The following is a 17,985-nucleotide window of genomic DNA, read 5'->3' on the forward strand; positions in this document are numbered from 1 at the left end:
GTATAATATGACACATAGTTCTGCTACCAGCGACAGAACCCTGCCATTTTCGCCTCACTTCCTTCATCCAGCACCTAGACATTTCATTGAACCTGACTTCCTTTTAGGAAAATCAGGGCTGATTTGCAGATCAGACGCCGAAGGCGCATGTTCTTGCTGATCTGCCACGTGGCGAACACGGATGGGGGCGAGGCAATGCTATTCGATAATGGTGGTGCGGCCTGCGGGCGGAGCCGAGGACACGGTGTTGTCTAATAGGGTTACCCGAGGGGGAAGGCAGCGTCTTACTCCTGACGGCCAGAGGCGTTTGGCTTGTCCAAATCCCGCGGCCCAAAAAACAAGTGCGGCGGTGCTAGCCGCGCCGGTACTTATTGCGCCAGAACGCGTTGTTATTCGAATGAATCGGGCGGGGAGCGGTCCTTCGCTGCGAGCGTGAGATTGAATTGACGTTATCGCTGAAAGCGGACATTCATCGTCAATATTGCTCCTGCTAAATTGCTAGGGTCAGGACCCGTTCTTGTTTCATAGCCAGAACATGACGGCCTCGGCGAGCGCGATGGCTGAGAGGAATATTTTTGGGCACCTGTCGTATCGGGTTGCAACACGCCACCAGTCCTTGAGTCTACCGAACATGATCTCGATCCTGTTGCAGCGTTTGTATCGGCGCTTGTCGTATTTGACAGTGGTTTTGCGCTGCTTTTGACATGGGATACAGGCGCGTATCCCTTTCGCGATACATCCCTTTGGATATTGTGTGCCATTAAAAGAACTCATGATCAGGCATTCTAGCTTGGATTACGGTGAGTCATCGGCTTGCTTTATCGATGCGGGACAATGGTTCAATTTTTTGCAACCAAACCCTCAGTCTGTACTAGCGATTCAAAATGGAATCTGCCTCCCAAGGAACCTCAAGGTCATAAAATCTTATAGCAGTTTCGCTGAATACTGCCGAATGCGATTCAGCGGGAACCAGATCGCGGTAAACCTCCGCCAAAGTGGCATAGTCGCCATAGAGTTTATCTACTGGAAAATTGGAGCCAAACATGACCCTCTTAGGCCCAAATTGTTCAAGGCATTCATCCACGATCGGTCGAATGCTATCTAGGGTCCAGTTGTGATCAAACATTCCCAAACCCGAGAGTTTACACGAAACATTAGGCAGATTGGACAGCGCGCGCAGATTTTGAGCCCATTCCTTCAGGCCCGCGGGGCTGCGGTCATGCGGCGATCCGGCGTGGCATAGTGCAACACGAATATCCGGCGCCAGCGCCAGCACACGGGCGGTCTTTTTCATGAGTTCGGGAACGAGTTGCAGATCAAAACTGAGATTGCATTTTCCAGCTTCTTCTAAGCCGATCAGGAATTGTGGATCGTCCAGTAGTGCATTGGTGCCTGTCTGTGCGTCCTCTCCGGGTGCGCGGCCAACGATCTGGCGCACGCCACGCACGGTCGGAAGGGTCTGAAACGTGTCGAGCTGGGCGGATAGTTCGGTTGAAGTCAGATCACAATACACAACCTGCGCCATCGGCCAGTCTGGATTGGCATCGGCGACAGATTGAACCCATCTGGCTTCGTCCAGGCCGTTTTCTGCTCCCACCTGAATATGGATGGACGCGCCGATGCCGCAGGACGCGGCTTCGGACCGGAACTCGCGCAGCAGGTAATTCCGTTGAATCGGCGTTGGGTCGCCGAAGAACCTTTCCACCCCGCGTGCCATCAGCCAAGGGTAGTGTACTGCCTCGAGGTCCCAAAGGTGGTGATGTGCGTCGATCCAATGAGTCATGTTCGCGTCACCTCTGCCATTCGGGCCAGAATATCGACACCTTGTTGTTTCCAAAAGTGGAGGAGGTCAATGAAGATCCAGTTTTCAGCCAGTTTGTCCCCGGAACGCCGGTAGATATCGATCACCCTGAATTCGCCGGTCTTGCCGGTGGCGGGCATGCCCATGAAACCTCCCGTGGGACGCGCGGTGAAGTTCGGCCACCCAAAGAAACCACCATAGTGACCTTCGGCCATGCGGCAGATGTGTTTGGTTTTTGAGCGATCCGCAAACGAGGACCGGAACGGCCCGGCATGTTGTTTTGCATAGCGTTCAATTGTGTAAGTCGCCCCGATGCCCGATGGGCCCCACCAGATCATATCCTCACACCAGCTGCGGCGCAGTTCGTCCACAAGACTCAAACCGCTGTCCCAGCGACCGAGATCGGAAATCATTGCGTTAATGGCCGCTAAGGTTTTCTCGCCTTCTACGGCGGGTTGTGGGCCGAACATCAACCCATCGTGGGTCATTGGTCCGGGCTGAACCAGCTGCGCGGCCGTCTGAGGAGGGAAGGGTTGTAATCCCGCCTGCATCATCAGATGCGGGATGTCAAAATACATCGCGGTCTCGGTGATTTTGCCGTTCTCGATCTTGTTGAACTCGCAATATCGCAGGAAGACCATCTTGTGTGTCGGGGGAATGCCCAGCCAGTTTTTGTCGAACAAACCCAACAAATGACCCATCGACACAACCCAGACCGAGCTATGCCTGTCGATCTCATTTGCGCCTGCCATGAACACATCCATCCGGCGCTGCAAACCTGTTAGGCTCGACCACAGAGGGAGCCAGAATTTTTGGACTACATCATCGATTCCGGTCAGTTCGTTGAAGGGATGGAATCCTCGCCATAAAAGCCCTTTCTCGCAATAGTTCGAGAGTGTTTCTGCGATGGCCGGGTCCTTGGATCGACTCAGCGCGTCGTAGAAGCCGAGGACAACCTTCTTCTCGGATTCATAAGACATATTGTTAACTTTCAGTGTGTTAGGAGATAGTGCGCATCGGCTTTCGACACGGTTGCATTCGCATGCAAAAAAAACTTGCCATAAGCTTTGCTGAATGTCTATGCTTCTGCATGCGTATGCACAGTTTTGCGCACCAGGGAGGGTGGAATGGCCGAAATTCAACTTCGGAACGTCGGTAAGCGATGGGGCTCATTTGTCGGCGTAGACAATTTTGACCTCACTATCGCCGACAAGGAGTTTCTGGTGCTCCTTGGCCCATCAGGATGCGGTAAGACCACGACCATGCGCATGATCGCGGGCCTGGAAGACGCAAGTGAGGGTGACATTCTGATCGATGGCGCGCGTGTCAACGACATGGAGCCCAAGGACCGGGACGTCGCAATGGTGTTCCAGTCCTACGCCCTGTATCCGAACATGAACGTTTACGAGAATATAAGGTTCCCACTGAAGGTTCGCGGCATTGATCCCGCAACACATGACGAAAAAGTGCGTCGTGCATCGGCGATGGTCGAACTGGATGACTTCTTGCATCGTAAACCGGCAGAGCTGTCGGGTGGGCAGCGTCAGCGGGTCGCGCTGGCGCGAGCCATTGTTCGGGAACCCAACGTGTTTTTGATGGACGAGCCACTGTCCAACCTTGATGCAAAACTGCGCGTTTCTACCCGCGCCCAGATCAAGAACCTTAGCCACGAACTGGCGGTGACGACCATTTACGTGACCCATGACCAAATCGAGGCGATGACGTTGGCCGATCGCGTGGTGATCATGAAGAAGGGTGTGGTGCAGCAGGTTGGTTCTCCGACCGACATTTACGATGAGCCCGCAAACACATTTGTGGCGAGTTTTATTGGCAACCCGGCGATGAACCTTGTTGATGGCGATGTCAAAGGTGGTGTGTTCCGCGCTCGAAACACCGAAGTGCAGGGGCTGAACGCACCGGACGGTCCCATCACGCTGGGATTTCGCGCCGAGGACGCCAATGTTGTGGAAAGCGGTGGCGAGATCAACGCGCCGATCTACACGCAAGAGCTTTTGGGCGACAGCACGATGGTCTCGGTTCGGATTGGCGGAGCGCTAGTCTCAGTTAAGGCCGACAAAACCTATCGGGCCGAGATCGATGATCAGGTTTCGATCCATATCCACACCGATCACTGCCACTTGTTTGATGCGCAAACAGGCGCACGCTTGAATGACTAAACGTTAAAATCCGTACCCGTCACAACGGGTTCAAACAAGGGTGCAGACTTCGAAGATGCACCCAAACATCCAGGGAGGAATACTTATGTTTCTAAAGAGAATCGCATTGGCTGGTTCGATGGCCGCCTTTGCCGCGAGCGCAGGATATGCCTGTGAAATCGACAGTCGGGTCAATATTGTTGGCAACGAATTTGCGGCCATTCAGGCCGTCGCGGCCGGTGCCAAGGAATGCACTGGGGCGTCAGTAGAATCTAACCTGACATCGGAGCACCAAACCATCAACGTGGCTGGTTTGTCCGGAAACCCGTCCGAGTATACAAGTGCCATCATCGCCAACAGCTCGATAGTGGCGCTGATGAACGAAGACGTCATTCGCCCGCTAAACGATCTTGTGGAACAACATGGTCAGGATCTGCAGCCAGGACAGCTGATCAAAATTGGCGACAATATCATGGCCATCGCGTTCATGGCCAATGCGCAGCACCTGATGTACCGCAAGGATGTTCTGGAGCAGGCTGGTGTTGAAGTGCCAACCACGTATGAGGAACTGCTCGAAGTGGCCAGCGCCATTCGCGAGCAGGGGATCATGCAAAATCCGGTGGGCGGCGCCTACGCATCGGGTTGGAATCTGGCACAAGAATTCAACAATATGTTCCTTGGCTATGGTGGCCAGCACTTCAAGCCCGGCACGGCCGAACCCAACGTGAATTCTGAAGCCGGCGTAAACGCGCTGAATATGATGAAAGCGTTGTCGGAATACATGAATCCCGACTTCCTGACCCATGACTCGAACGCAACCAACGCTGAATACCGCGCGGGTAACGTTGCAATTATGAACATGTGGGGGTCGCGTGCGTCACAGCAGACCACCACCGAGGGCGTGTTGCAGGAGGTAATCGACGGTCACGCAATTGGCGCACCGCTGACAGTTGGCGGTGGGGATACCCCGGCATCGACCCTGTGGTGGGACGGCTGGACTGTTGGAAAAAACATCTCGGATGAAGAGGCCGAGGCCACATTCATCGCCATGAAACACGGTATCCGCCCGGACATGTTGAACGATGAGACCACGCCGCTAGCGGTTTGGCTGATCGAAGGCTACGAGCCCGCTGCAGATGCCGAAGGCGTTTTTGCCGCGGCCAAAATGGGCACACCCGCCTATCCGATGCTGCCCTACATGGGTCTGATGCACAGCGCGCTTGGCAACGAACTTGCGGACTTCATGCAAGGCAAGGAAAGCGCTGAACAGGCACTTGCCGATGTCGAGGCCGCCTATCGCGCCGCCGCCATCGAGCAAGGCTATTTGCAATAACAAGCCCATTGCGCGGGCGTCTTCGATATCCGCCCGCGCATACCCACTGACGCGAGGATTGCAACATGCGCCATAAGACATTCCTTTGGTTCTTCCTGCCCACAGGACTTGCGATGTTGCTGTTCATCGCGATGCCAATCGTGTCGGTCGTGACACAATCGATCTTCGCACCTCACCCAGCGGTACTTTTGGAGGTTGAGAATTGCACCCCTCTGATAGGGTGTACTACAGAGACAACTATCGACCAGGAAGCGACAGCCGTATTGCGCGCCGAACAACCCTTGGGCCGGTTTGTCGGATTGGGCATCTACTTTGACCGGGGCCACCTGGCGATCCAGGAAATCAGCCAGATGTGGGCGTCCAACGAGACGTGGGGCGGGTTCTTTTCGGAACTGGGAAATCTGCCTTTTTACCGGGCAATGGCGTTCACGCTTACCTTCACTTTCATTGTGACGCCTCTCACAATCCTCTTGGGGCTGGTAATCGCTCTGGCAGTTAACTCACTGCACCGGCACCTCAAAGGTCTGATGATCTTCTTTTCGCTTCTGCCCATGATCGTCACCCCGCTTATCGGGTCTCTTATCCTGTTCTGGATGATCGACAGCCGCGGTGTCATTGGCAACGCTCTTGTATACATGGCCGGAGATCCGAATTTCAGCCTAAAGGCCTCAACCGGGCTGATGTGGGTTGCCTTGATGGTTTACGGCGTCTGGAGCTCGGCCCCGTTTGCCTTCGTCGTGTTCTATGCTGGGCTACAAACGCTGCCTCAGGACCAGATTGAGGCCGCGCAGATCGACGGTGCGACCCGCTGGCAGCAGGTCAAGTTTGTGGTCGTCCCGCATCTGATGCCGCTGGTTACTTTTGTTGCGCTGATCCAGCTGATGGACAATTTCAAAGTACTTGAGCCGATCATCGGGTTCAGCGCCGGTGCGCATGCACAATCCCTCAGCACCTTCATTTTGAACGACATGAGTGGTGAAACCCGACAGCTTTCATCCGCTGCAGCAACCTCTGTGATGACAATTATCGGGGTCGCCATTCTTCTGTCGCCCGTGCTTGTCCGCACATGGCGTGACTTCAAAGGAGCAAGATAAGATGGCCAGTCGCGCACAAAGAATGCCCAAAAGCCTTCGGATTGCCTCGTCCTTATTCGTGCTCCTTTGGTTCTTCCTGGCTGCTTTCCCATTCTTCTGGACGGTATGGGGCTCGTTCAAAGTCGAGTTGGATTTCTTCTCTATCGCTGACTGGACCAATGCGTTGACCGGTGCCCGAACCGAAGCAGTCTATGGCTCGCCATTCACCACCACCGGCTATGAGGGCGCATGGATACAGGAAGAATTCTGGCGCAATGTTCTTAATACCGGAATCGTGTGTTTCTTCGTGGTCACTATTTCATTGACCATCGGAACGCTGGGAGGCTACGCGCTTTCACGGTCAACCTATAATTACACGTTCTGGCTGTTGATCACGGCGTTGATATTCCGTGCGATGCCACCAATAGCGCTGGTCTCAGGATATCTGCTGCCCTTCTTTGAATGGAATATCTGGGGAATCCTCCCAACCACCATCATCGTACTTGTGGCGATCAATCAGCCCTTTACCCTGTGGATGCTGCATTCCTTCTTCAAGAACATCCCAAGCGAATTGGACGAAAGCGCCAAGGTCGATGGCTGCAACCAGTTTCAGGCCTTCCGCCGTGTGATCATTCCAGTGATGTGGCCGGGTGTCATCACCACCGGACTGTTCTCGTTCCTGCTGGCTTATAACGACTTTGCCGTGGGGGCGATGCTGCTGTCCGAAAGCAACCGAACCATGGTGCCCGCTATAGCCGCATTTCTCGGTACTACGCAGACCGAAGGCAACGTGATGTTCGCCGTTGCAGCCGTGGTTTCGGCCACCGTACCACTGTTTATTCTAGTGATGTTCTTTCAGCGTCAGATTGTGGGCGGTCTGACCGCCGGGGCCGTGAAAGGCTGACACGAATGGGACGCAGGCATCCTCAGTCGGTATCTGCCCATGCGCACACAGCCCGCCTGAACATGGCTGCGTGCCAGGCACGGAGGCCGGGGCGAGTTCCCTTTGCTTTGATGCGTGCGGGACCATGCGGGGCGCTTCACCGCAAACGCCTCGAACAGATCCTATTGAGACAAAGATAATGGAAAACCCCGACCGCAAACCCTTTTTGAAATTTATCGCCGCGCAATGCCATCCCGGCAACTTCCGGCCAGCTTTTGACGCCTTCTTCGCCCCAGGTGCACAGGTCAACGTTGTGCATCCCTTCAACGAGGTCGCCGGTGGCCTCGGGCTCTACGATCACGTCATCGCGCCGCTCTCATCGGCATTCGAAGGGCTGTTTCGGCGCGACGATATCGTCATGGCCGGAACGTTTGAAGGCCATGACTGGATCAGCGCCACCGGTTATTTTGTCGGTCGGTTCTCGCGCGATTGGCTGGGCATCCGCGCCACCGGCGAGCTTGCCTATCTGCGCTTCGGTGAGTTCCACCGCATGCAAGACGGCAAGGCGGCAGAGAGCTATATCTTCCTCGACATCCCAGAGCTGATGCTGGCTGCTGGGCAATGGCCGATCACCGAGAGCCCCGGCAAGGCCCGCGGCTTCACCGGTATGATTCAGGGCCCGGCCAGCCATGATGGCATTTTGACCAGCCCGCAGGATCCGGCCGAGAGTGCCAAGAGCTATCGTATGGTCACAGAAATGCTGGCCGGGCTTGCCACCGAGAACGAGGCCTGGCGCCCCTACTGGCATGACAACATGGTCTGGTACGGCCCTGGCGCCTTCGGTTCATTCGTCGGGATCGAGAGTTTTGCCAGCTTCCAGGTGCCGTTCGAAGCCGCCTTTGACGGCTGGTCTGGCGGCAGTGCGGGCAACGGCATGACGGCGCATTTCACTCGTTTCGGCGAAGGCAAATACGTATGCTCGGGGGGCTGGCCCTCCCTGACCGGTGTCCAAGTGAAACCCTTCCTCGACCAGCCTGCAAGCGGCAAACGCGTCTTCATGCGAGTCTGCGACTGGTGGCGCCGCGAGGGCGACCTGCTGGTCGAAAATTGGGTTTTTGTCGACATCCCGCATGTGCTGCTGCAACTGGGTTACGACCTGTTTGCCGAAATCGCTGAGCAAGCCGCATGAGCTCCGCCGCCAGACATAACGCCATTGCGCGCCACCCGGCGCTCAACCGGATGCCAAGGGATTTTCTGATGGCCGACTAACCCTCCCCGTCCATACAGAAAACCCCTTGGTAACCATAAAAGGAAGAGAAAGATGAAGGGCTCCCGCCCCGAACAGGCCGTGCTGACACGCGACACGGACATGAGCAAAACCGACCAGACCCGCGCGGTGATCGAAGGGATGGTCGATGGTTTGAACGACCACCGCATTGACGACATTGGCGAGTTCTTCACGGAAGGGTTTCGCTGGAAGGGCAACCAGGGCTGCGGCACCAAGACCGGGCTCAAGGAATTTCAGGAAAACTGGCAGCGCCCGTTTCAGGCCGCCTTTTCGGATAAGACCTGCATCGACGAAGCGCGCCTCTACATGGGCGAATGGGCTGCGGCTTTCGGCCGGCAAGAGGCAACCCATTCCGGTGAATTCTTGGGCATCGCCCCGACCGGCAAGCGGGTCGAGATCCGATACATGGATTTCTGGAAAGTCGTCGACGGTAAGATCGTCGACAACTGGGTGAATGTCGATTTCGCCCATGTCGCCGCGCAGCTTGGCGTTGATCTGTTCAATGGCGAAGGCTGGGAAACATTCGACCGGGGAGAGAAAACTCCGCCCCGGCCCGACAATTGAGGATTAGGACAATGGCTATCGAATATCTGAAACGCGGCAAACCAGAGGCCGACCGGGCCGAGGACGACGCCAAGACACGCGCCGTCGTTGAAGCGACGCTGAAAGACATCGAAACCCGCGGTGATGCGGCGGTGCGCGAACTGTCGGAGAAGTTCGACAATTATTCGCCGGAAAGCTTCCGCCTGAGTCAGGAACAGATTGACGAGCTGATCGCCTCGCTGTCTGAGCGCGAACTGGCCGACATCAAGTTTGCACAGAAGCAGGTAATGAATTTCGCGCAGGCGCAACGCGATTCCATGCTGGATATCGAGGTTGAGACGCAGCCGGGCGTGATCCTGGGTCACAAGAACATCCCGGTGCAGTCTGTGGGCTGCTATATTCCGGGCGGTAAATTCCCGATGGTGGCTTCGGCGCATATGTCGGTGGCCACGGCCTCAGTTGCCGGTGTGCCCCGCATCATCGCCTGCACCCCGCCGTTTCAGGGCAAACCGAATGCGGCTGTGATCGCGGCCATGCATCTGGGCGGCGCGCATGAGATTTATGTCATGGGCGGCATTCAGGCTATCGGTGCGATGGCAATCGGGACCGAGACCATCGATCCCGTTCACATGCTGGTCGGCCCCGGCAACGCCTTTGTGGCCGAAGCCAAGCGCCAGTTGTTTGGCCGCGTCGGCATTGATCTGTTTGCCGGTCCGACCGAGACCATGGTCATCGCAGATGAAACTGCCGCCGATCCCGAGCTTTGCGCCACCGATCTTTTGGGGCAGGCCGAGCATGGCCATAACAGCCCCTGCGTTCTGGTCACCAACTCGCGCAAACTGGCCGAAGAATCCCTGAGCGAGATCGACCGTATCCTCGGCATCCTGCCCACCGCTGGTACCGCCAAGGTCAGTTGGGACGAGTATGGCGAGGTCATCGTTTGCGACACCTATGAGGAGATGCTGCAGGTCGCCGATGATATCGCCTCCGAGCATGTGCAAGTCATGACTGACCGCGACGACTGGTTCCTTGAAAACATGACCTGCTATGGTGCGCTGTTTTTGGGGCCACGCACCAACGTTGCGAACGGAGACAAGGTGATTGGCACAAACCATACGCTGCCGACCAAGAAGGCCGGTCGCTATACCGGCGGGCTCTGGGTGGGCAAGTTCATGAAAACCCACAGCTATCAGAAGGTCGTCACTGATGAGGCCGCAGCGATGATCGGCGAATACGGCTCGCGACTGTGTATGCTGGAAGGCTTTGTTGGCCATGCCGAGCAATGCAATATCCGCGTCCGTCGCTATGGTGGGATCAACGTTCCTTACGGTGAGGGCGCCCCTTACCGAGAGGCTGCGGAATGACCGACGTCCATTCAGCGAACAAGGCGCTGATCGCCCCGTTGCGGGCGGCAATGTACGGTTTTGACGAAGCAGGGGTGCTCGCCGCTCTGGATGCGCTGATCGCACCGGGCGCAGTTGTGCATATGCCGCATCCTTTCGGTGATCTGATCGGTCCGCAGGACCTCTACGACACCTGCTATGCGCCGCTGCTGAAAGCCATGCCCGATCTGGAACGCCGGGACTGGATCGTGATGGGCGGGCCAACGGAACATGGCGATGATTGGGTCGGTTGTGGCGGGCATTACATTGGCACTTTCGTCGCCCCGTGGTTGGGTATCCCGCCAACCGGGCACCTGACCCATATGCGATTCCACGAATTCTACCGCATCGCCGATGGCAAGGTTGTCGAGATCCAGACTCTGTGGGACCTCCCCGAGGTGATGATGCAGGCCAAGGCCTGGCCCATGGCCCCGTCGCTGGGGCTGGAATTTTGCATTCCCGGCCCGGCAACGCTGGACGGCATCGTGCCCGGACCGTGGGATGAGGCGATGTCGCAGGCCTCGTGCACTCACATTGTCTCAATGCTCGAACACCTTGAGAAACACCCCAGCCAGGGCGGCCCCGAAGTGATGGAGATGGAGAAGTACTGGCATCCGCGCATGAACTGGTACGGTCCTGCAGGGATCGGCACGGGCCGCGGTATCGCGGGGTTCCGCAACTGGCACCAGATTCCGTTCCTGAACGGCATGCCCGATCGTGGCCAGTACGTTGAGGATATCACCTATCACTTTTTCGGTGACGGCGACTATGCCGCCGTTACCGGCTGGCCCGACATGATCCAGACCGTCACGCATGATGGCTGGATGGGTATCGCGCCGTCCGGCAAGCGGATTACCATGCGCAGCCTCGATTTCTGGCGGCTCGAAGATGGTCTGATCCGCGAGAACTGGGTCATGGTCGATCTGCTGGACGCCTACCGTCAACTGGGCGTAGATGTCTTTGCCCGCCTGCGCGAGTTTAATAAGGCACGTGTTCCGGGCAAAATTCCGTTCCCGGTCGGCGAGGTCTGATATGCCCCAATTCCCCAGCACCCCCAGTTTCAGCCTCAGCGGCAAGCGCGCACTTGTCGCCGGAGCTTCCTCGGGCATCGGCTTGGCCTGCGCGGTTGCGCTGGCCGAACAGGGTGCCGAGGTCACACTGGCCGCGCGCCGCGCAGATGCGCTGCGCGATATCGCCGAGGAAATGAGCGCCCGGGGCTGGGCTGCCCATGTGCTTGAACTGGATGTCTCGGACGTGGCGGCAACGGCTGAGGCTGTGGCGCAGAACGGACCGTTTGATGTATTGCTGAATTCGGCAGGGCTGGCCCGGCACGGTAAGGCTGTTGACACGCGACCGGATGATTTCGATGCCGTGATGGGGGTGAATGTCCGAGGGGCCTATTTCCTGACGCAAGCTGTTGCCAAAGGCCTGCTTGACGCTGGGCGCCCCGGGTCGCTGATTAACATCTCAAGCCAGATGGGTCATGTCGGTGGCAGGGAACGCGCGGTGTACTGCGCGTCGAAATTCGCGGTCGAAGGGTTCACCAAGGCGATGGCGTTGGAGTTCGGACCCGCAAAGATCCGTGTCAACACGATTTGCCCCACATTCATCTTGACCGACCTGACTAGATCGACCTTCGATGACCCGGACAAACGCGCCTGGATCCTGGACAAGATCAAGCTGGGCCGACCGGGCGAGATTGAGGATATCATGGGGGCTGTGGTCTATTTGGCCTCGGATGCGTCAGCGTTGGTGACCGGCACAGCAATTTTGATCGACGGAGGTTGGACGGCAGACTGATGGCGGTGCACAAAGTTACATCCATGGACGTTGCCCGGATGGCTGGGGTCAGCCAATCCGCAGTCAGCCGGGTGTTTACGCCGGGCGCTTCGGCTTCGCCCAAGACGGTTGCTAAGGTACGCAAAGCGGCAGAGGCATTGGGATATCGGCCCAACGTGCTTGCCCGAGCCATGGTCTCGGGCAAAAGCGGCATCATCGGTCTGGTCGTGGCCTACCTGAACAATCAGTTCTATCCAGAAGCGCTGGAAAAACTGTCGAACGCCTTACAGGAGCGCGGGTATCATGTGCTGATATTTATGGCCTCTAATTCGGCCCAGAACATTGATAAGATTGTTGGCGAAATCCTGGATTTTCAGGTCGATGGCATCATTGCCGCTTCGGTCGCGCTGTCATCCGATCTGTCTGATCGCTGCCGGACTGCAGGAGTTCCGATGGTCCTGTTTAACCGGGCGCAGGACGATCCGGCCATGTCCGCCGTGACGTCGGACAACCTTGCGGGCGGGCGCAAGGCGGCCGAGTTTCTGCTGGCCGGGGGGCATCGGAAAATCGGCTATATTGCCGGTTGGGAAGGCGCCTCGACCCAGCGCGACCGCGAGGCCGGGTTTCTGGCGGGACTGCGCGAAGCGGGTGTAGAGCTGTATTCTCGCGAGATAGGGAACTTCGCGAGCGAACAGGCGCAGGAGGCAACCCGCCGTATGTTTGCCTCGGACTCGCCTGACGCTGTTTTTGTGGCAAACGATCACATGGCCATCGCAGTGATGGACACGCTTCGGTTTGAACTTGGCCTGAAAGTACCCAGCGACGTTTCGGTGGTTGGGTATGACGACGTGGCCGTGGCCGCGTGGCCGGCCTACGATCTGACAACTGTGCGCCAACCCGCCAATCGCATGGTCGCTGAAACCGTCGATATTCTGCTCCGCAAGATCGAAGACTCCGACGCTGAACCGCGCCGCGTCGAGATCGACGGACCACTGATCATTCGCGGCTCGGCCCGCATTCCTGAAGGATGGCAAACATGAAGGGATTTGATCCCAAATTCAAAGACTTTCCCGACTATATTATCGGGATTACCAAAGAGATATGGGAAGATCGTGGAATTGCCACTTTGCACCACTATTACTCGCCGGATATCGTTGTGCGTTCGCCCGGTTCGGTTGTGGTTGGCAATCAGGGGGTTATCGCCGCCACGATGGCAACCCTTGCCGAGTTTCCGGATCGTACATTGCTTGGCGAGGATGTGATCTGGTCGGGCACACCGGAAGAGGGCATGCTGTCGTCGCATCGCTTGCTGTCTACGGCAACGCATTTGGGCGACGGCGTTTATGGCAAGGCGACTGGCAAAAAGCTGGTTTATCGCATCCTCGCCGATTGCCACGCAATCAATAACCAGATCAACGACGAATGGCTGATCCGCGACCAAAGCGCGATTGTCCAACAGATGGGCTGGGATCCCAAGGAATACGCCCGCGACCTGATCGCCCGCGAGGGCGGACCTGACGCCTGTATTCAGCCCTACACGCCCGCAAACGATCAGCCTGGCCCGTATAAAGGCCATGGCAACGACAGCGAATGGGGCCAAAAATATGCCGACATTCTGACCCGGATCATGAATGCCGATATGGGCGTGATCGAGGCAGAGTATGACCGCGCCGTCCTGTCAGAATATCCCGGCGGCACCACAGGTCATAGCTGGGGGCCTGTGGATCGGTTCTGGATGGGCCTGCGTGCCTCTTTCCCGAATGCAGAATTCAAAATCCAGCACCAGATTGGTCGCGACGATCCGATGATGCCGCCCCGCGCCGCGATACGCTGGACGCTGCATGGCAAGCACGACGGCTGGGGTGTCTTCGGTGTGCCGACCGGGGCCGAGGTTTTTGTGCTGGGAATCAGCCAAGCCGAGTTTGGTCCCTGGGGTCTGCGCAAGGAATACACCCTGTTTGACGAAACCTCGATCTGGAAACAGATTCTGCTAAAATCCGGCGATCTCTAGAATGGTGCTCCGTGTCTCGAATCTGGATGCCGGGCAGGCGTTGCGGCGGTACCACGCCCACCGCGCCAGCCTGCGCGCCCGGCGGCTGAACAATCGCCCGCCGGGAGGTTTGGTTTGATCCGATCAAACCCAAATCCAAAGGAGACAAGATATGAGCACTATCGAAAGCCGCATCGTTCGTTATGGCGAGCTAAAGCCCTGCAAAACCGCGTTCATCGACGCGCACACACCGGGGTCTGACCAGAAAGAGAACTTTACCATCATTGGTGGCGGCGTTAGCGAAAGCCCCGATCAGCACGTCCACATCACCGACAAGATCGGGTTCAACATCGGCGCGGCGGGACAACCGCCGAAATGCCGCAACTCGCTGCACAGCCACACCACGGCCGAGGTGTTCTTTGTCGCCAAAGGCCGCTGGCGGTTCTTCTGGGGTCGTTACGGGACCGCAGGTGAGTTCATCGCCGAGGAAGGCGATATCTTCAACATCCCGACCGGCATCTTCCGCGGGTTCGAGAACGTCGGCCAGGACTACGGCATGATCATGTCGATGCTGGGCGGCGATGACGCTGGTGGCGGCGTGACCTGGGCTCCGCAAGTCATTCAGGACGCGCAGGCCCATGGCCTGGTTCTGGGTAATAATGGCGTCCTGTACGACAGCAAGAAGGGCGAGGAATTGCCGCACAACGTCCAGCCCATGCCGTTGCTGACTGAGGAAGAGCTAAAAGCCTATCCCGAGGTTCCCGTTGATGCAGTCATCGGCAAATATGTCGCCCGCTACTGGGATCTGATGGCGCTGTCGGTGGACAAGCCGACAATGGTGATCGGTGAGAATGGCCTGATCAAGGACAAGCCCGGTTTCGAGGTGGATTTTCTGACGCGCGGTTCGGCCGTGGCCGAACAGGTCAAGGCCGACAAACCCGTGGTTCTGATGCCGGCCAGCGGCCATTGGCGCATCAGGATCAATGAGGTCGAAACCACCCTTTCCAACGGTGATACCGCACTGGTTCTGCCCGGTGAGAGCTACAGCGCCGAGCCGTCGATGACCGGGCAAGCGGGTTTGTACCGGATCACTGCCACCGACGACCCGGCAGGCGCGACCTGGACAGGTGCATAACACCAAATTTACGTGTCCCGGTTTCGATCGGGGCGCGGTCAACACATCCTGCATCGGGTATCCGGTCCGGTGCAGGAACAAGACTTGAAGGGAGATAAAGACATGACCCGCATTTTAACCACTCACGTGGGAAGCCTGCCGCGCAGTCAGGAGGTCGTGGAATTCATCTTCGCGCGCGAGCGGGAGGAGCCGTTCGATCAGGCCGCGTTCGATGCCTGCATGACCGCGGCGGTGTCCGAGACGGTGCGCAAACAGGCCGAGACCGGGGTTGATATCGTCTCGGACGGTGAGACCTCAAAAATCTCCTATGCCACTTATGTGAAGGATCGCTATACTGGCTTTGCCGGTGACAGCCCGCGTAACGCGCCGGCGGACCTCAAAATGTTTCCGGGCTTTCTGCAACGATTGGCCGATGACGGCGGAACGCCGCAATATGCGCGGCCCATGTGTGTGGGCGAAGTACGCTCGAAAGGGCAGGGCGAGTTACAGAAGGACATAGACAATCTGAAGGCGGCGATGGTCGAACACCGGGTCGAGCGCGGTTTTATGAATGCCGCCAGCCCCGGGGTGATTTCCCTGTTTCTGCAAAATGATTTCTATCCGACGCGCGAGGCCTATCTGGCCGCGCTGGCCGATGCGATGAAAGAAGAATATGAAACCATCGTTGGTGCGGGTCTGGATTTGCAACTGGATTGCCCGGATCTCGCCTTGTCCCGCCATATGCTGTTCACCGATCTGTCCGACGATGAATTCGTGAAAATTGCAGACATGCACGTTGAGGCGTTGAACCACGCGCTGCAAAACGTCCCATCCGAAAAAGTGCGCGTCCATATCTGCTGGGGCAATTACGAGGGCCCGCATTGCTGTGACATCGCCATGGACAAGGTGTTCAAAACGTTGATGTCCACCAAATCTCGCTATGTTCTGTTCGAAACTTCGAACCCGCGCCATGCGCATGAATGGACGGTGTTCCGTGACCGCAAGGATGAGATTCCGGATGACAAGGTTCTGGTGCCCGGCGTGGTCGACACCACGACCAATTTTGTCGAACACCCCGAGGTGGTCGCCCAACGCACCCAACGCTTTGTCGATATTGTCTGTGCTGAACGCGTGGTTGCCGGGTCGGATTGCGGCTTTGGCACCTTTGCAGGCTTTGGCGCGGTCGACCCGGATATCGCCTATGCCAAGCTGGGCGCGCTGGCCGAAGGGGCTGCCTTGGTCAAATGACGCCGCTTATCCTCCTGCCCGGAATGATGTGCGATGCGCGGTTGTTCACCCCGCAGATTGACGCCTTGTCAGGCAAATACCCGATCCTGACCGCACCGATCGGCGGACAGGACACAATGCAGGCGCTGGCCGCCGAGGTGTTGGCCAATGCGCCTCATCGTTTCGCTATGGCGGGGCTCTCCATGGGTGGCATCGTGGCGATGGAAATCCTGCGGCAGGCTCCGGACCGTGTGGCCGGTCTGGCGTTAATGGACACGAATCCATTTGCTGAATCGGACGAAGTAAAAGCCAGGCGCGGTCCTCAGATCAATGCCGTCGAACTCGGCAACCTGCGCAAGGTGATGGCCGAAGAGATGAAGCCGAACTACCTGACGGACGGCCCGTGCCGCGCAGAAATTCTGGATTTGTGCATGGATATGGCCATGGATCTTGGGTCGGAGGTTTTCGTCAATCAATCCAAGGCTCTGCGCGATCGCCCTGATCAGAGCAACACACTGCGTGACTTCACCGGCGCAGCGCTGGTTCTGTGTGGGCGCGACGATACCCTTTGCCCTGTCGCACGGCACGAATTGATGCACGGCATGATGCCGCAAAGCGGGTTGGAAATCATCGAAAACGCCGGCCATTTGCCGACTCTGGAACAACCGCAACAAACCACGGCGGCTCTGATCCGCTGGCTGGAGGCAATATGAACCAATCTCTGCTGGACCTGCTGAAAAAGGTCGACACGCCAACTGTTTGCAACGCCATCGAAGTGGCTCAGGGTAAGCGCGGTTTCAATGATTTTACCCGGGGCACGATGCTGTGCTCTGATCCCGATGCGGGTGCGATGGTAGGATATGCCAGGACCGCAAAGATTGCCGCCGTAAACCCGCCAACTGAGGCCCCCGACGTGATCCGCGCGCGCCGTATGGACTACTACCGGCACATGGCCGCAGGCACCGGTCCCGCCGTGACCGTGGTGGAAGACTTGGATTACCCCGACTGCATTGGCGCCTACTGGGGTGAAATCAATACGACTGTTCACAAGGGTTTTGGCATCAGCGGTGCGCTGACCAACGGCGTGATGCGGGACCTTGGCGACCTACCGGATGGATTCCCGGTGGTTGCCGGGTCTGTCGGGCCAAGCCACGGGTTCGTGCACGTGAAAGAGGTTGGAACGCCGGTTACGATCTTCGGCCTGTCGGTCAAGGACGGTGACCTTGTGCATGCCGACCGGCATGGCGCTCTGGTGATCCCGCCCGAGGTGGTGGACGAGCTTGAACGGGCGATCATCAAGCTGCTTGAAACCGAAAAACTGATACTGGATCCCGCCCGCGCATCAGGGTTCGATTTCGATGCCTTCGAAAAAGCATGGGCGGCGTTCGAAGCCTCGCGGACATAAACTTGCGATCG

Annotated in this window: 17 protein-coding genes and 1 pseudogene; 15 read left to right on the forward strand and 3 right to left on the reverse strand. The window is 57.5% G+C overall.

Annotated elements, in window-relative coordinates; genetic code table 11:
* Positions 1-522: 522 nt before the first annotated feature.
* The 3 genes and pseudogenes from ACRZ91_RS18350 to ACRZ91_RS18360 form a co-directional block, all read right to left on the reverse strand.
* Positions 523-735, reverse strand: a pseudogene (locus ACRZ91_RS18350) (transposase); the annotation flags it as partial.
* 136 nt (positions 736-871) lie between these two features.
* A complete protein-coding gene (locus ACRZ91_RS18355; RefSeq protein WP_480907616.1) occupies positions 872-1,783 on the reverse strand; it encodes an amidohydrolase family protein in 912 nt (303 codons plus the stop codon).
* Positions 1,780-2,781, reverse strand: a complete 1,002-nt coding sequence (locus tag ACRZ91_RS18360) for a nuclear transport factor 2 family protein (RefSeq protein WP_480907618.1) — start codon at positions 2,779-2,781, stop codon at positions 1,780-1,782. Before ACRZ91_RS18360 ends, ACRZ91_RS18355 begins: the two co-directional genes overlap by 4 nt.
* A gap of 147 nt (positions 2,782-2,928) precedes the next feature.
* On the opposite strand from ACRZ91_RS18360, the gene ACRZ91_RS18365 reads away from it, so the two are divergent.
* From ACRZ91_RS18365 to ACRZ91_RS18435, 15 genes are all read left to right on the forward strand, one after another.
* The gene (locus ACRZ91_RS18365; RefSeq protein ID WP_480907620.1) at positions 2,929-3,978 is read left to right on the forward strand and encodes an ABC transporter ATP-binding protein; all 1,050 of its coding nucleotides are present in this window, start codon (positions 2,929-2,931) and stop codon (positions 3,976-3,978) included.
* Between the two features lie 85 nt (positions 3,979-4,063).
* Positions 4,064-5,290 carry an ABC transporter substrate-binding protein gene (locus ACRZ91_RS18370; RefSeq protein ID WP_480907622.1) on the forward strand — a complete coding sequence of 409 codons (1,227 nt, stop codon included), beginning with the start codon at positions 4,064-4,066 and terminating at the stop codon, positions 5,288-5,290.
* A gap of 65 nt (positions 5,291-5,355) precedes the next feature.
* Positions 5,356-6,384 (forward strand): carbohydrate ABC transporter permease, encoded by a 1,029-nt coding sequence (locus ACRZ91_RS18375; RefSeq protein ID WP_480907624.1) that lies wholly within the window; start codon positions 5,356-5,358, stop codon positions 6,382-6,384.
* Between the two features lies 1 nt (position 6,385).
* Positions 6,386-7,267, forward strand: a complete 882-nt coding sequence (locus ACRZ91_RS18380) for a carbohydrate ABC transporter permease (protein ID WP_010442385.1) — start codon at positions 6,386-6,388, stop codon at positions 7,265-7,267.
* A gap of 178 nt (positions 7,268-7,445) precedes the next feature.
* Complete coding sequence (locus tag ACRZ91_RS18385; protein ID WP_480907626.1) at positions 7,446-8,435, forward strand: nuclear transport factor 2 family protein; 990 nt, start codon at positions 7,446-7,448, stop codon at positions 8,433-8,435.
* Positions 8,436-8,567: 132 nt separating this feature from the next.
* The gene (locus ACRZ91_RS18390) at positions 8,568-9,098 is read left to right on the forward strand and encodes an ester cyclase (RefSeq protein WP_480907628.1); all 531 of its coding nucleotides are present in this window, start codon (positions 8,568-8,570) and stop codon (positions 9,096-9,098) included.
* Positions 9,099-9,109: 11 nt separating this feature from the next.
* Positions 9,110-10,441, forward strand: a complete 1,332-nt coding sequence (gene hisD / locus ACRZ91_RS18395) for a histidinol dehydrogenase (protein WP_480907630.1) — start codon at positions 9,110-9,112, stop codon at positions 10,439-10,441.
* On the forward strand, positions 10,438-11,490 hold the full coding sequence (locus tag ACRZ91_RS18400; protein WP_480907632.1) for an ester cyclase: 1,053 nt from the start codon (positions 10,438-10,440) through the stop codon (positions 11,488-11,490). The genes hisD and ACRZ91_RS18400 overlap by 4 nt, the downstream gene beginning before the upstream one ends.
* Position 11,491: 1 nt before the next feature.
* Positions 11,492-12,259: an SDR family NAD(P)-dependent oxidoreductase gene (locus tag ACRZ91_RS18405; protein WP_480907633.1), complete on the forward strand. Its 768-nt coding sequence runs from the start codon at positions 11,492-11,494 to the stop codon at positions 12,257-12,259.
* Entirely contained in the window at positions 12,259-13,278 is a 1,020-nt protein-coding gene (locus ACRZ91_RS18410; protein WP_480907635.1) for a LacI family DNA-binding transcriptional regulator, read from the forward strand. The genes ACRZ91_RS18405 and ACRZ91_RS18410 overlap by 1 nt, the downstream gene beginning before the upstream one ends.
* Positions 13,275-14,249 (forward strand): nuclear transport factor 2 family protein, encoded by a 975-nt coding sequence (locus ACRZ91_RS18415; RefSeq protein WP_480907637.1) that lies wholly within the window; start codon positions 13,275-13,277, stop codon positions 14,247-14,249. The genes ACRZ91_RS18410 and ACRZ91_RS18415 overlap by 4 nt, the downstream gene beginning before the upstream one ends.
* Positions 14,250-14,400: 151 nt before the next feature.
* Positions 14,401-15,363, forward strand: a complete 963-nt coding sequence (locus tag ACRZ91_RS18420) for a cupin domain-containing protein (protein WP_480907639.1) — start codon at positions 14,401-14,403, stop codon at positions 15,361-15,363.
* Between the two features lie 102 nt (positions 15,364-15,465).
* Positions 15,466-16,590, forward strand: a complete 1,125-nt coding sequence (locus ACRZ91_RS18425; RefSeq protein WP_480907641.1) for a cobalamin-independent methionine synthase II family protein — start codon at positions 15,466-15,468, stop codon at positions 16,588-16,590.
* Positions 16,587-17,282, forward strand: a complete 696-nt coding sequence (locus ACRZ91_RS18430) for an alpha/beta fold hydrolase (RefSeq protein WP_480907643.1) — start codon at positions 16,587-16,589, stop codon at positions 17,280-17,282. Before ACRZ91_RS18425 ends, ACRZ91_RS18430 begins: the two co-directional genes overlap by 4 nt.
* Positions 17,279-17,974 carry an RraA family protein gene (locus ACRZ91_RS18435; RefSeq protein WP_480907645.1) on the forward strand — a complete coding sequence of 232 codons (696 nt, stop codon included), beginning with the start codon at positions 17,279-17,281 and terminating at the stop codon, positions 17,972-17,974. The genes ACRZ91_RS18430 and ACRZ91_RS18435 overlap by 4 nt, the downstream gene beginning before the upstream one ends.
* Positions 17,975-17,985: the final 11 nt, after the last annotated feature.

Source organism: Ruegeria sp. O11, from assembly GCF_056535285.1.